This is a genomic window from Modestobacter sp. KNN46-3 (genome assembly GCF_011039295.1).
This window is the reverse complement of the sequence record NZ_JAAKGN010000048.1, coordinates 16,450-29,853: the sequence shown is the minus strand read 5'-3', so window position 1 is coordinate 29,853 and position 13,404 is coordinate 16,450. Positions and strand designations below refer to the sequence as shown.

General features: G+C 73.8%; 13 protein-coding genes and 1 pseudogene. 7 read left to right on the top strand and 7 right to left on the bottom strand.

Annotated features, from left to right (window positions below):
• The first annotated feature begins 114 nt into the window (after positions 1 to 114).
• The 3 genes from G5C62_RS12385 (at position 115) to G5C62_RS12375 (ending at position 2,269) form a co-directional block, all read left to right on the top strand.
• On the top strand, positions 115 to 264 hold the full coding sequence (locus G5C62_RS12385; RefSeq protein WP_164701238.1) for a hypothetical protein: 150 nt from the start codon (positions 115 to 117) through the stop codon (positions 262 to 264).
• A gap of 414 nt (positions 265 to 678) precedes the next feature.
• Positions 679 to 1,293: a site-specific integrase gene (locus G5C62_RS12380; RefSeq protein ID WP_206330611.1), complete on the top strand. Its 615-nt coding sequence runs from the start codon at positions 679 to 681 to the stop codon at positions 1,291 to 1,293.
• Positions 1,294 to 2,014: 721 nt separating this feature from the next.
• The gene (locus G5C62_RS12375; RefSeq protein ID WP_164701237.1) at positions 2,015 to 2,269 is read left to right on the top strand and encodes a hypothetical protein; all 255 of its coding nucleotides are present in this window, start codon (positions 2,015 to 2,017) and stop codon (positions 2,267 to 2,269) included.
• Between the two features lie 14 nt (positions 2,270 to 2,283).
• On the opposite strand, the gene G5C62_RS12370 is transcribed toward G5C62_RS12375, so the two are convergent.
• From G5C62_RS12370 to G5C62_RS12355, 4 genes are all read right to left on the bottom strand, one after another.
• On the bottom strand, positions 2,284 to 2,814 hold the full coding sequence (locus G5C62_RS12370) for a hypothetical protein (RefSeq protein ID WP_164701236.1): 531 nt from the start codon (positions 2,812 to 2,814) through the stop codon (positions 2,284 to 2,286).
• 1,136 nt (positions 2,815 to 3,950) lie between these two features.
• A complete protein-coding gene (locus G5C62_RS12365; RefSeq protein ID WP_164701235.1) occupies positions 3,951 to 4,670 on the bottom strand; it encodes a DUF998 domain-containing protein in 720 nt (239 codons plus the stop codon).
• The gene (locus G5C62_RS12360) at positions 4,667 to 5,875 is read right to left on the bottom strand and encodes a glycosyltransferase (protein WP_206330610.1); all 1,209 of its coding nucleotides are present in this window, start codon (positions 5,873 to 5,875) and stop codon (positions 4,667 to 4,669) included. Before G5C62_RS12360 ends, G5C62_RS12365 begins: the two co-directional genes overlap by 4 nt.
• Positions 5,872 to 6,495 (bottom strand): DedA family protein, encoded by a 624-nt coding sequence (locus G5C62_RS12355; RefSeq protein ID WP_164701234.1) that lies wholly within the window; start codon positions 6,493 to 6,495, stop codon positions 5,872 to 5,874. The genes G5C62_RS12360 and G5C62_RS12355 overlap by 4 nt, the downstream gene beginning before the upstream one ends.
• Before the next feature lie 260 nt (positions 6,496 to 6,755).
• Between G5C62_RS12355 and G5C62_RS12350 the strand changes: the two genes are divergently transcribed.
• From G5C62_RS12350 to G5C62_RS28100, 3 genes are all read left to right on the top strand, one after another.
• Entirely contained in the window at positions 6,756 to 8,042 is a 1,287-nt protein-coding gene (locus G5C62_RS12350) for a sensor histidine kinase (protein WP_164701233.1), read from the top strand.
• Positions 8,039 to 8,716, top strand: a complete 678-nt coding sequence (locus G5C62_RS12345) for a response regulator transcription factor (protein ID WP_241175863.1) — start codon at positions 8,039 to 8,041, stop codon at positions 8,714 to 8,716. Before G5C62_RS12350 ends, G5C62_RS12345 begins: the two co-directional genes overlap by 4 nt.
• Before the next feature lie 919 nt (positions 8,717 to 9,635).
• Positions 9,636 to 10,130 carry a hypothetical protein gene (locus G5C62_RS28100; RefSeq protein WP_241175862.1) on the top strand — a complete coding sequence of 165 codons (495 nt, stop codon included), beginning with the start codon at positions 9,636 to 9,638 and terminating at the stop codon, positions 10,128 to 10,130.
• A 29-nt stretch (positions 10,131 to 10,159) separates the two neighbouring features.
• Here G5C62_RS28100 and G5C62_RS12335 read toward each other — a convergent pair whose 3' ends face one another.
• A complete protein-coding gene (locus G5C62_RS12335) occupies positions 10,160 to 10,912 on the bottom strand; it encodes an alpha/beta fold hydrolase (RefSeq protein ID WP_164701231.1) in 753 nt (250 codons plus the stop codon).
• Positions 10,913 to 11,138: 226 nt separating this feature from the next.
• On the opposite strand from G5C62_RS12335, the gene G5C62_RS28095 reads away from it, so the two are divergent.
• Complete coding sequence (locus tag G5C62_RS28095) at positions 11,139 to 12,059, top strand: hypothetical protein (RefSeq protein WP_241175865.1); 921 nt, start codon at positions 11,139 to 11,141, stop codon at positions 12,057 to 12,059.
• 100 nt (positions 12,060 to 12,159) lie between these two features.
• Here the strand turns inward: G5C62_RS28095 and G5C62_RS28705 are convergent.
• Positions 12,160 to 12,330 (bottom strand): annotated as a pseudogene (locus tag G5C62_RS28705) (GAF domain-containing protein); the annotation flags it as partial.
• Between the two features lie 156 nt (positions 12,331 to 12,486).
• Entirely contained in the window at positions 12,487 to 13,359 is an 873-nt protein-coding gene (locus tag G5C62_RS12325) for an alpha/beta fold hydrolase (protein WP_164701230.1), read from the bottom strand.
• Positions 13,360 to 13,404: the final 45 nt, after the last annotated feature.

Sequence of the window (13,404 nt, the reverse complement as noted above, 5' to 3'; positions counted from 1 at the left end):
GCGGTCATCGCGTAGCTCTCCTGAAGGACTGTGGTAGGTCATCCAGAAGATCACGCGGTGGCCGCCTCTATGTGGAGGGCCCGCTGGTCACCGGGGCCGTCGCACACCACCTTGGTGGACGCCACTCCAGACGCCCTGCGGAAGTTCCGCGGCTGGGCCGCCGGTGAGGTTCTGCTGCTGTCGGCCTCCCCCGCCGACGGCGTCCTCGTTCTCTCCTCCACTGCCCTTCTCGACTCCCTGGTGGTGCTCGATGCCTGCGCCTGACTCCCTCACCCCCGACGACCTCGCGGCCCTGCTGGCCGACCCGACCGCCGCCGGCGTCATCAAGGCGCTCGCGGCCGGCCTTGGCATGCAGCCGAGCGCAGCCTCGGCGGAACCCACGGTCTGCGACTACGCGCCGGCAGTGCTCGCGGCGGCCACGCCAGGCACTCGCCGGACGTACTCGACGTACTGGAACCTCCTGGTCCGCGAGCACGGGGACGACCGCATCACCGAGGTAACCACGAGCAAGCTGCGCGCCCTGGCGCAGTCGGCCCGCGCCAACGCCGTCCAGCGCCGCAATGGCCAGGGTGGCGCCAGTGCCGAGGAGAACTGCGTCGCGGCCCTGCGCGCGTTCTTCCGCTGCGCGGTCGAGGACGGCCTCCGCTCCGACAACCCGGCCGCCGCAGTCAGAAGCCGGTGCGTCCCCCGAGCCAGCGGCGGGCGCTCACCGAGAAGGAGCTCCGCGAACTGGACGAGGTCACCCGCACCGGCGGGAACGACCCGGTGCTCGACACGCTCCTGCTGCGCTTCCACGCGGAGACCGGCGCGCGCCGAGGCGGTGCGCTCGCTCTCACCCTGGCCGACCTCGACGAGGCGCGGCTGTGCGTGCGCCTGCGCGAGAAGGGTGGAAAGGCCCGATGGCAGCCGGTCAGCCCCACGCTGTTCACGGCCCTCGCCGAGCACGCTGCCGTCCGGGGTGTCAGGGACCCAGGCGAGCAGGTCTTCCGCTACCGGCCGCGTCGCGACCAAGAGGAGAGCGCGCCGCTGACCCGCCGCCGCTACAACACCCTGGCCGACCGCTGGCAGCGGTCGCTGCCCTGGGCAGCGCAGTACGGCGTCAGCCCGCACTGGCTGCGGCACACCGCACTTACGGCGGCGGAGCGGGTCGGCGGGTCCTACGGCATCGCCCGTGCCTACGCCGGCCACGCCGAGCCGGCCGACGCCACCACCACGTACATCAAGGCCCAGGTGGGCGACGTTGCCCGGGTCCTGGCCGCCATCACCGGGGAGCCGCACCCGCTCGCCACCTGACGTTCGCCCCTCGCGCCGGGTGACCTGACGGCTCCTGGCGCGAGGGCGGTGCCGCCGGACTGTCCCGGCGGTGACCGCCACCGAACCCGCCCACAGCAGCACCCACGGCCCCTGCGCCCGACCCGTCCAACTGGCCGGCACCGAGGTCGATGCCTCGACCGGGGAGGTACTCGGCCGCAAGGCGGTCGAGCGCCGCTGCGGCAGCCGGCTCGCCTCCCAGTGCCCGTCGTGCTCAGCGCTCTACGCCGCCGACGCCCGTGCTCATCCGCGCCGGCCTGACCGACCCGGACACCGGTCGGGCACTGCCCGCCACCTTCGTCACCCTCACCGGTCCCGGCGCGCACGTCCTTGGCCAGGTCCACTCCCAGCGGCGCAGCGGCGGCAAGCAGGGCAAGGTCCGCACCTGCCGCTGCGGCCGGAGGCACCGCGACGGCGACCCGCTCCTCGGCCTCCCGCTGGACGAGGCCACCTACCGCTACGACCTCGCCGCCGCCTACAACGCAGCCGCCGGCCGCCTCGCGGCCGTCACCTGGCAGAAGCTCGGCCGCGTCCTGGGCGAACGTCTCCGCGTCGTCCGGGTGATGGAGTACCAGGCGCGCGGCCTGGTCCGCGTCCACGCCCTCGTCATCGGCACCGTCTCCCAGGCCGACTTGGACCTCGTCGTCTCCGGCGGCACCAACCCCCGCACCGGCCGGCGCATCGCGCCGGTCCGCCACGGCCGGTGGAGCTGGACACCGGCACGCGGGCGCTGCTGGCCCACCGCCTCGCCCTTCGCTGCGGCGACCGCTGGCAGTCCGAGGCCATCCTCGGCCAGGGCAACGACCAGGCGGCGCGCATCGCGCTGTCATCCCCTGGCTGGGGCTTGCTCGCCAGCGGTCCCGACGTGCGCGGCGTCCAGGTCTACGACCTCAACCCGGCACGCATAGCGGAAGTACGGTGCTCGGCGCTGCGAGTGGACCTGCGGTGCGGACAGTGACCTGTGCCCCGCCGCTACACGCCCAGCGGCCGCAGCCGGGTCACGACCGTGGGCGACCCCCGCCGGGCCAGCCGGCTCCCCCGCCGGCCGATTTCGCGTCCGGTGTCTGCGAGGACCCACCGCTGCCCGACGACCTGGTTGCCCCGCTTCCATACCTGGTGGTCCAGCGGCCGGGTCAGCTGCCGCGCGAGCCATGCAACGGCTGCGTCCGCAGCCTCGTCATCGGTCAGCGTTGCTCCGCGGACAACCAGCGCCTCCTCGTCCCGCTCATCGAAGCCGTCCCAAAGGTGAACGTCCCCCCAATAGCCGCCGAGCGCACCGTCGTCCCAGGCGACCTGGATGTGGTTGCTGGTGCCGAGCAAACCGCCGTCGGGGATGCCGGGCACGTCCACCATGAGCAGGCACCCGGCGTAGTCGGTCTCCCAAGTGTCGCCAGGCTCGATGAGGTGCCCGAGCCGCACGGGCGCGAGAGCGCGCACACGCTCGAGAAACGGCGTCGTCCTGTCGCTCGGGAACCACGTCGTCTCGTCCTGCTGGTCGGCCACGGCAGGCAGTCTCACGCATCCGGGCCGACAAGGCGGTGACCTGTACGGTCGCGTCAGGAGGTGACCACCGTGGACAACTCGACCACGGGGAACCTTCCCCACGTTGAGGACACAAGTCCCCCCTCGGACACCGAGACGAACCCCCACGGCCTCAAGCCGGTGGGGGTTCTTCCGTTCCCGCCATCGGCGGGTTCAATCGATGCCTGAAGGACCACATCGGCCGACTGGCTGACCTTGCTCTTCCGATCCCGTTCGTCGTCGCCGCACAGGCAACGGTCAGGTGAACCGGGGCAGTCCCTGGACGGCGAAGCCGGCCGCGCCCGGGGCGCTGCCCATCACCGCGGCCGTCGACGGACCGCGTCGTGTCCTCCGTGGGCAGTCACCGGTGACCGCCGAAGGCGATCGGGTGACCGAGCGTCCACCGGGGGTCGATCGCTGTCGTGCCGAGTGGCCTGCCGGAGCCAGCCGGCTCATCACCTCACCGGGTGTCGGGCGTCGTGGCAGACGGCCCATGGGACGGTGCGACGAAGGCGCAACTGCCGTCGTGATCCTGTGGCTCCTGGCAGACGCGGCCGGTGTGCAGGTCTGTCATGCCGCAGTGGCCGGCAGCCGCGGCCGACGCGTCGAGGCTCGCGTTGTGCAGGTCCAAGCGCTCGGCGTCGGCCGGTCGCGGTGCTGAGCTGGTCATGAGGTCCTCGAATCAGGTCGGGAAGAGGCGGTCGGGACCGACCAAGGCGCGACTCGGGTCCGAGCGGAGCACGGGACTCCCCCGAGTCTCCCCCCTGGCGGGGCTCTGCGACAGGGCCGTCGGTCCCTGTCCGCGAGCCGGAGCTCTCCTGGCCGGAGATGCGGCGGCTGCCCCGGACGGCTCCAGACCGATCGGGGTCAGGTGTCCGACCGCAGGCGTGTGCGGAGGTACCGAGTCGCCCCTCGGACACCGAGTTGAACCCCCACGGTCATCAGGCCGGTGGGGGTTCTCCTGGCTCTGGTATCGGCATACCCGTCGACTGCCTGAAGGACTGCATCGGCTGGCCGGCCCGGCGGAGCTCTCGGGGCCCAGCTCCAGTGCGCCCCGAAGATCGCCAGGTAGACCCACGGGGAGCCGAGGACGGCCCCCAGCAGGTCGGTCAGCCAGGTCACCGGAGACCTCCCTCGGCGGCGGGCGGCGGAGCCTCGATGCCGGCCAGGCCCGCGGCGACGAGCACGGCGGTCGTCGCCGTGCCGGCCAGCAGCAGCCGCTCGACCAGCCCGATGCCCGACGCCGGATCGGCGCCCGCGAACACGACGGGGACGTGCAGGGCCAGGAAGGACGCGCCCAGCCCGCCGAGGCCGACCGCCGCACCGCGCAGGGCGCGGCGAGCCGGGGGCGAACAGGTCGCCGCGACCAGGAGCCCGACGACCGACGGCACCACCATCGCCACGGCGGCCGCCACCTGGTGCACCCGTCCCCACGCCGTCGTGTCGAGCCCGGGCAGGTCGGTGGGGAACGCGGCCACCGCGGCGAGGCCGACCGACCACAGCGCCAGCAGTCCGAGCACCGCGGTCCGCCGGGCACCGGCCCCGAGGCGGCGGTGCACGCCGAGGGCCGTACCGGCCGCCGCGATCTCCAGCCCCACCATGCACCCCGCGAGCCACCAGCCGCCGGCGGGCCGGTGCACGGCGTCGCTGAGCATGCCGTCGAGGGTGTCGCCGCCGACGACGTCGGTGCCGATCCCGGCCAGGACGGCGACGGCCACCCCGAGCAGGACGACCGGCAACCACGGCGCGGACCGGCTGCTGGTTCCCGGGACCGGGTGGACGTCCGCCGCGACGGCCGTCGCCGGCCCGGGTCGCGGCGGCGCCGAGAGCGCGGTCATGTCGGCACCAGGACATCGCGGCGGGGCTGGTCCGCCGTGCGGGAGCGGAGGCAGGCGTCGTAGAGGCCGACGAACGCGCTGAGCGTGGCGCCCAGGTCGTGCTCTGCGGCGACGGCCCGGGCGCGCCGGCCCATCCGCCGGGCGGACGCCGGGTCGTCCAGCAGGGCGGTCAGCCGCTCGGCGAGCTCCTCGACGTCGCCGTGCCGGTAGAGCCAGCCGGTCCGCCCGTGGTGCACCAGGTGCGGCAGCGCACCGGCGTCGACGCCCAGCACCGGCAGCCCGGTGGCCATCGCCTCCAGGGTCACCAGGCTCTGCAGCTCAGCGGTGCCGGCCATGCCGAAGAAGTCCGCGGCCGCGTAGGCCTCGGGCAGCTCGGCGTCGCTCAGGACGCCGGTGAAGGTCACCGCACCCGCCACGCCCCGCTCGGCGACCAGCGCCTCGAGCCTGGTGCGTTCCGAACCGTCCCCGACGACGAGCAGGTGGAGGTCCGACCGCGCCCGGACCAGGGCGAGCGCCTCGATGAGCTCGTGCACGTTCTTCTCCGGGTCCAGCCGGCCGACGGAGGCCAGGACGGGACCCGACGGCAGGCCGTGCGACCGGCGGAACCGGGCACCGTCGCGCCCGGGGGCGAAGCGGTCCAGGTCCAGCCCGCAGGAGATCGGCAGCACCGGCCCGGGGACACCGGCCGATTCGGCCAACGCCGCGGCGAACGGCGTGGGGCTGGTGACCACGTCGGCGAGGGCGAGCACGCCGGCGGCGTCCCGCCACGCCCACTGGTGCGCCCGGCGCCGGACGGCGGCGCCACCGGGCACGTAGTGCAGCAGGTTCTCCGGCATGAAGTGGTTGGTGGCGACCACGGGGATGCCCAGCGCGCGCGCCGCACGGAGCACCGCCCGTCCCACCAGGAAGTGGCTCTGGACGTGCACCACGTCCGGTCGCACCGTCTGGAGCACTGCTCGGACGCGGCGTTGCAACCCGGCGGGCGAGCAGATCCGGAAGCCGCGGCGGAGCAGCACCGGCACAGAACGCACCCGGTGCTCGGTGACGCCTCCGGTGGCCTGCGCGGAGGTGCTGTGGCGGCTCCGGGACGGGGCGAGCACGTGCACCTCGTGCTCGGTGGCCAGGCCGGCGGCCAGCCGCTGGGCGAAGTACGAGGCGCCGTTGACGTCGGGCGCATAGGTGTCGGCGGCGATCAGGATCTTCACGGGAGAACCCCTCGAGTTCGTAGGGAGGACGACTTCTTGGCGATGAGCTTCTTGGCGATGAGCGAGACGGCGAGCACGCAGCCGCCCAGTGCCGCGCTGAGCGCGACGAAGGCCCAGGGCGAGCTGGTGATCCCCGCGATGTGCGGACCCGCCAGCAGGCCGAGGGCGACCAGCACGGCCGCTCGCGCGGAGCTGGTGAACGCGACCCAGCCGAGGAAGCGGCGGTAGGGCACGCCGGCCAGGCCGGCCGCGAGGAAGGCCGGAACGGCGCCGATGTCGACCAGCTTCGCGCCGACCACCACGCGAGGGAGGCGTCGACGCACGTCCTCCCGGAGCTGCGCTGCGCGGGCTCCGTGGACACCGAGCCGCGCGAGCAGGGGGAGCATGCGCCGATGCCGCCCGCTCCGGCCGAGGGCGTACAGCAGGCTGTCGCCGACGACGTCGGCGGAGACGGCCAGCAGCCACACGGGCAGCAGCGCCAGCACACCGGCGCCGACCATCGAACCGGCCGCCACCGTGGTGGCCGGTCCCTCCAGCAGCATCAGCACCGCCAGGACGAGATGGGGCTGCACCTGGTCGCTGCTCCCTCCCGACCCGCCCCGGGCGACGGGGCGGATCAACCGCCGGACCCTCCGGCGGCGAGGAGAAGCTAGGACGGCGAGGACGCCGTGGTCGTCGGCCTGCGGAGCTGTTCGGCATGGCTCCGCGGTGGCTTCACCAGGGGGGCGGACCCGTACCGCGGTAGGGGGGTCCCCCGCTCGGGAGAGGGACGACGGTCCCTCCGCGACGCTCTAGCGTGCACGCAGGAGAGCCCGCGGAGGGGGATCGCCGGCGGGCCGGTGCCCGTCCGGACGGCGGAGGAGCGGCAGGTGGACGACGGATGGCGGTGACCCGGCCGGACGGCCGTGCCCCGGCGAGGTCCTGGACGGCGGGCACGGCGATCGCCGGGGTCCTGCTGGTCCTCCTGCAGATACCGACCACGACGGGTACCTACGGCCTGGCGCTCGCCGTGGGGATACCGCTCGGCCTGCTGCAGGGCCTCGCGCTCCCGCTGGCGTTGCGCCGTCCACTGCTCGCCACCGCCGTCCAGTTCGTGGCGGCGGCGGCCACCGCCCTGGCGGTCGACCCCGTGGACGGGCATCCCTGGCCGCTCACGGTCCCGGGTGTCCTGCTGCTCGTGGCGCACGTCGGACTGCTCGCGGTCTGCCGCGGCTGGCGGCCGGCCGCCCTGGTCTGGGGCGCCTCGCTCGGAGGCCTCGCCGGCCTGATGGCCGTCCAGGTGCGGGAGTGGGGCAGCGAGACCGCCGGCGACATCACCGTCGCGGTCTACGCGGCCAGCGCCCTGCTGGTGCTGGTGGGCGGGTCGGTGCGGCAGCAGCGGTCCCGGCTGGCCGGTGAGCTCTTGGTGGCCCAGCGGGACGTGGCGGTCGAGCAGGCCCGGCGGGCACTGGTGGAGGAGCGCACCCGGATCGCCCGGGAGCTGCACGACGTGGTGGCGCACACGATGTCGGTCGTGCACATGCAGGCCAGCACCGCACGCTTCCGGCTTCCCGACCTGGGCCCGGAGGCGGCCGCCGAGCTGCAGCAGATCGCGGGCTCGGCCAAGGCCGCCATGGCGGAGATGCGCCAGCTGCTCGGCGTGCTGCGGGACGACGGGGCGAACGCCCCGGTCACGCCGACCCCGACACTGGCCGACCTGCCCGAGCTGGTCGCCGGAACGGCGCGCGGCGGAACGGCGGCCCGGCTGACGGTGGACCCGGCGCTGGCGACCCGGGAGGTCCCGGAGATCGTGCAGGCGGCGGCGTACCGGGTGGTCCAGGAGGCGCTGAGCAACGTCGTCCGGCATGCTCCGGGTGCGTCGGCGACGGTCGACGTCCGGCTCGCACCGGAGGGACACGCGATCGAGCTGACGGTCACCAACCCACGGACCGCCTCCCCGGTCGCTCCGCCCGGTCCGGGCATGGACCTCCGCGACCCCACCCGGGCTCGCCACGGGCTGATCGGCATCCGCGAACGCGCAGCGCTGCTGGGGGGCTGGTCGAGCGCGGGCCCCGTACCCGGTGGCGGATGGCAGGTGGATGCCCACCTGCCGCTGGCGGCGGAGGTCCCCGTCGCGACCGACCTGCCCGACCACGGCGTGGCGGCCGGACCAGGTGCTGCTCCGTGATCCGCGTGCTCGTCGTCGACGACCAGTCGATGATCCGGCTGGGCATCCGCTCCGTCGTCGACGCCCAGGAGGACATGACCCTCGTCGGCGAGGCGGAGAACGGGGAACGGGCGCTCGCGGTGGCCCGGAGCCTGCGGCCGGACGTCGTGCTGATGGACGTGCGGATGCCCGTCCTCGACGGGCTCGAGGCGACGCGACGCATGCTCGCCGCAGACCAGCCGAACAGCCACCGGCCGCGGGTCGTGGTGCTGACCACCTTCGACCTGGACGACTACGTCTACGCCGCGCTGCAGGCCGGCGCCAGCGGCTTCCTGCTCAAGGACAGCGAACCCGAGGAGGTGCTGCGCGCGATCCGCGTGGTCGCCGGCGGTGAGGCCCTCCTGGCGCCGGGGGTGACCCGCCGGCTGATCGAGCAGTTCGTCGACGCCCGCACCACCGCCCGACCGCCCGACCCGGCGATGAACGGGCTGACCGAGCGGGAGCGGGAGGTCCTGACGCTGATGGCGGGCGGGCATTCCAACGCCGAGATCGCCGCGGAGCTGTTCATCGCCGAACAGACGACCAAGAGCCACGTGAGCCGGGTGCTGCAGAAGCTGCACCTGCGCGACCGTGCGCAGGCAGTGGTCTACGGCTACGAGAACGGGCTGGTCCGCCCCGGAGACGCGGACCGCTGAGCCGGTGGCGGGGACCGCCGAGGACGCGGTGCCGACGACCCGGACAGGCCGAGCACGATCCAGGCGGTCGTGCAGCCCGACGGCGGGCGTGATGACGGTCGCACGTGGATGACCAGGGCGCTCTGGTCGGCCGGGCCACCGGCCTCAGGGGCGCCCGCGCTCACCGTGAGGACGACGAGAGGCCGGATGTCGCTCGCGGGTACCCCCCGTCCGAGGGCGAGATGCGGACGACCGAGCTGGTCGACCGCTCTGGACCCACCGCCAGCTGGTTCCGTTTCCGCGCCACGCTCTCGTGGGTCCAGGGGGGCGGGCACTACACCGCCCGGGCCACGGGCGGGTTCGCCACAGCTCCGGGCGTCCGGGCGTCGCTCTACGGGCCACCGGGTACCGGTGGGTCATGCCGCAGCCAGTGTTGAAGCCGATACGGGACCAGGTCGTCGTCGTGATGGGCGCATCGAGTGGGATCGGTCGCGCCACCGCCGTCCGGTTCGCCGCGAAGGGGGGCGAAGGTCGTCGTTGCCGCCCGGGGAGAGGCCGGCTTGCGGTCGCTCGTCGAACAGGTCCGGGCCGACGGCGGAGAGGCCGTGGCCGAGCTGGCCGATGTGACCGACCCCGCGCAGATGCAACGCGTGGCCCAGCGCGCGGTGACCGAGTACGGCGGACTTGACACATGGGTGCACGCCGCCGGGGTCCTGCTGGTCGCCCCGTTCGACGAGACGACACCGGAGGAGTTCCAGCGCGTCATCGACGTGAACCTCATGGGCCAGGTTCACGGTGCCATGGCCGCTCTCCCGCACCTGAAGCGGAAGGGCGGAGCCCTCATCCACATCTCGTCGATGGGGGCCAAGCGGGGCGTGCCGCTGCAGACCGCCTACAGCGCCTCCAAGCACGGCATCGACGGATTCGTCGAAACGCTGCGATGGAGGTGCAGCGGGCGGACCTGCCGATCAGCGTCACCAACGTCATGCCGGCGACGATCAACACCCCCCTGTTCGACCAAGCCCGAACCAAGATCGGCGTCAAGCCCGTCGCGCCCCCGCCGATCTACCAGCCCGACGTCGTCGTGGACGCGGTCCTGTACGCAGCCCAGCACCCTGTCCGGGACATGGTGGTCGGCGGATCGGCCAAGGCGCTCATCCTCGGGGAGAAGTTCGCGCCCCGCCTGGTCGACGCCCTCCTGGTCCGGTTCGCATTCGAGGCACACGACACGGGAGAGCCCAAGCCCGCCGACGCGCCCGACAACCTCTTCGCTCCGCTGGACCACCACAACACCGGCCGCGACGGATTCGACGCCAGCGCCTGGTCACGGAGCCTGTACACGACCCTGCGACGACAGCCGCTGCTGAACCGCATCCCGCTGGCCACGGAGGCGCTCGCGGTGGCCGGTTTCGTGCTCAAGCCCCTGCTCCGCTGACCCGCGCGGCCGGCCGGCGGCCCTCCCGCTCACCGCGAAGCGGCAGCGTCCACGGCCTCGGCCACCAGGGCGATGACCCGCTGCGGAACGTCGGCGATGCTGCTGTGGCCGGCGAAGGGCAGCAGACGGAACCGGGCGCCCGGTACGAGGGCCGCCAGCCACGCCGACTGGCTGGCGGCGATCACGTCCTGGGTGCCCTGGGCGATGACCACCGGGCAGTCGACCATCCGGTAGTCCAGCGTCGCCTCAGGCAGGACGGCGTACCGCAGCAGCCGCCAGAAGTCCGCAGCGGTTGCGAACTCGCGGACCAGCGCGGCCGCCTCGTCCGCCGGCGTGCGCCACCCCCTGAACCGCAGGAAGCCCAGCAGCGCCGTGCGCGGGACGACGAGGCGCATCAGCGGGCCGGCCACCGGGGCCAGGGCTGCGGTGGCCAGTCGTGCACCCACGAACATGGTCGCCTGGTAAGCCCGCTCAGGCGGGGTCACTGGCCCGGTCGGCGCGATGGCGACCACGGACGCCGTGCGGTGGCGTCGGGCCAGCTCCAGGGCGATGCGGCCACCCAGGGAGACCCCCAGTACGTGTGCCACGGCAACCCCCTGCCGATCGAGCTCCCGCTCCACGGCGTCGGTCAGTGCCCCGATGTCTGGCCTCAGGGAAGCGGGCAGTGCGGGGGATCCGCCTTGGCCGGGGAGGTCGAGCGCCAGCACCTCGTACCGCCGGGCCAACTCCGGCAGCACGGTGCCGAACTCGCCGATGTGACTGGCGAGGCCCGGAAGGAGCACCAGGGTCGGTCCGGTCCCCTCCCGGTGCGCGCTGAGTCTCGGAAGCTTCGCCCGGTCCACCCGGCGAATCTAACGCGATCCGCCAAGTGGTGACCGAGGCTGCGCTGGGTAGAGCCCGCATGTGCGTCTGCCGCTCCCCAGTCCTGTTGACCTTCTCGACGTCCCGCGTTCAGTCGTCGATGCCCTCCGGTCAGCAGCCGCTGCCGCGCCTCGGGTGGAAGCGCTGGTGCCCCGAGTGGACGACGTCCTGACGAAGGTGTCCGCGCTGCTCGACCGCGCGCCGTACGTGGCCCGGGCGGTGCCACCCGTGATCGACACCGCCTCGGAGCTGCTCGAGCGGCTCGCTGCCGTCCTGACCCCGGAGCGGACCGCCGCCGTCGGGGGACTCGTCGACCGGCTCGACGCCGCGCTGACACCCGCCCGGGTGGAGGCGACGGCACAGGCGCTGGACGAGCTGGCGTCGCGTTCCCATCTCCTGCCCAGAGCGCTGGAGGCGATCGACCGGCTCGCGTCCTCCCGCCGGCTGGACCGGCTGGGCGATGCCCTGGAACGGGTGCTGTCGAACCCGGGTCTGGACCGCCTGCTGGAAATCGCCTCCGACGGCCGGGCCGAGCGGCTGCTGGACCTGGCCGCCGACGGGCGGGTCGAGCGGCTGCTGGACCGCCTTGACGTCGTACTCGCGGGCGATCGCGCGCGGCGCGTGCTCGACCGTGCCGACGAGGTCCTGCACGACGAGCGACTGAGCCGGGTGGGCGCAGGACTGGACCGGCTGCTGGCCGAGGACCGCCTGGACTCGATGCAAGGACTGCCTTCCGACGATCGTGTGGCGGCTGCCGCCCGGGTCTTCCTCCACCTCGACCAGGCACTGGCCGCGGCCGGGCCGGAAGCGCTGGCGTCGCTGCTCGAGCGGCTGCCGGTGCTGTTCACCGAGGAGCGGACGGCGCACCTGGCGGCGTTGGCCGACCGGGTGCCGCGGATGGTCTCGGCAGTGGACGACGACCTCCCCACACGCGCGGAACTTCGCGGGATGCCGGCTGATCTGCACGCGATGCTCGAGGTGCTCGACGACCTGCACCAAGTGCTGTCCGGGATGCCCGGTGCTGCTCGCGCCCGGGAACGTGGAGAAGACCCCCACCCGCAGGTCTAGCGGGACCGGACGGTCGTACCCCGGCCGCCAGGCGGGCCTGCGTTCCCTGCGACCGAGTTGCCCCCACGGTCTCGTTCTCGGCGCCGGCCAGCGCGACGGCGGCGTGCGCGGCCAGCATCTGACCGATCTCCTGGCTCTCGTCGTCGAAGGCCCGAGGTGTGCGGGAGTACAGGTTGAACGCCCCGAGCTGGTCGCCGGTGATGAACAGCTGGAAGCACATCATGCTGCCGACACCCAACTCGGACGCCTGCCTGAGCGAGCGCCTTGCCAGCAGCGGTCCTGGTCACAAGTCCGGCATCACCGTCGAACTGTGCCCGCCGCCCGGTAGCCGACCGCGACCACCTCCGGCAGCAGCGGCTCACAAGACGTCCGCGGGATGGCGCAGTGCTGCCCCCGGTACGTCCCCGCACCGCGCCGGCCTCGAGGATCAGCCGCGGCGGGGCGTACGGCCGGAGAGCCGCCGCAGCTCCTCGGCCATCGCCTCCGGGTACTGCAACGGCAGGAAGTGCGTGCCGGCCATCTCGCGGAGCCGGGCCCCCGGCACCGACCGAGCTGCCCTGTGCACGTCGGCGACGTCGACCAGGGAGTCGTAGCGGCCCGCCACGAAGGTGACCGGGCAGGCCACCCGGGTGACGTCGAGTGGCGCGTGCTGGGCGGTGGCGTCCGCGAGGTACCGGAACCAGGACCAGTCGTTCCCGGCGAACTCGTGCAGCACCGCGCGCAACAGGCCCGGGTGGGCCGCCTCCTGCGCGGGTCCGCGCAGCGCCGCCAGGGACAGCAGCTCCTGCCAGGGCGGCAGGCTGGCAGACACCAGCGGCAGCAGCGGCCCCATGACCGGCAACAGCCGGCTGCCCAGCCGGCCCATCGGCGACCGCAGCCGTCGGGGCACGCCATAGGTGCCGAACAGGGCGGAGTAGCTGCCCCCCGGGACGCCGGCGACGGCGAGCACGGCGCTCACCCGGGCCGGGTCCTCCAGGGCCAGCTCGAACGCCACGTTGACCCCGAGGGACCAGCCCACCACCATCGCCGAGCGCATCCCGTAGGCGTCGAGCACGGCTCGTGCGTCGTCGGCGTGGTCCTCGACCCGCACCCGGCTCCGGTCGGCCGGGCGCTCCGAACCGCCGAGGCCGCGCTGGGACCAGCTGACCACCCGGTAACCGCTGTCCGGGGCGACGATCCGCGGCCAGGCCGCGGGCGGAGCGCCCAGGCCATTGCACAGCAGCACCGGGATGCCCGTGCCGTCGTTGCACCAGGCGCGGAGGGCGGTCCCGTCCGCGCCACGCACCTCGCGGGTGCTCATGGCGGCCTGCTCACGCCGGCCTGCTCACAGGCGTGGACGGCCGGC

What these genes read in the sequence shown, in the direction of transcription:
- G5C62_RS12365 (WP_164701235.1), bottom strand. Translation starts at nt 4,670, where the DNA reads ATGACCGCGCTCTCGGCGCCGCCGCGACCCGGGCCGGCGACGGCCGTC.
- G5C62_RS12350 (WP_164701233.1), top strand. Translation starts at nt 6,756, where the DNA reads ATGGCGGTGACCCGGCCGGACGGCCGTGCCCCGGCGAGGTCCTGGACG.
- G5C62_RS28100 (WP_241175862.1), top strand. Translation starts at nt 9,636, where the DNA reads ATGGAGGTGCAGCGGGCGGACCTGCCGATCAGCGTCACCAACGTCATG.
- G5C62_RS12325 (WP_164701230.1), bottom strand. Translation starts at nt 13,359, where the DNA reads ATGAGCACCCGCGAGGTGCGTGGCGCGGACGGGACCGCCCTCCGCGCC.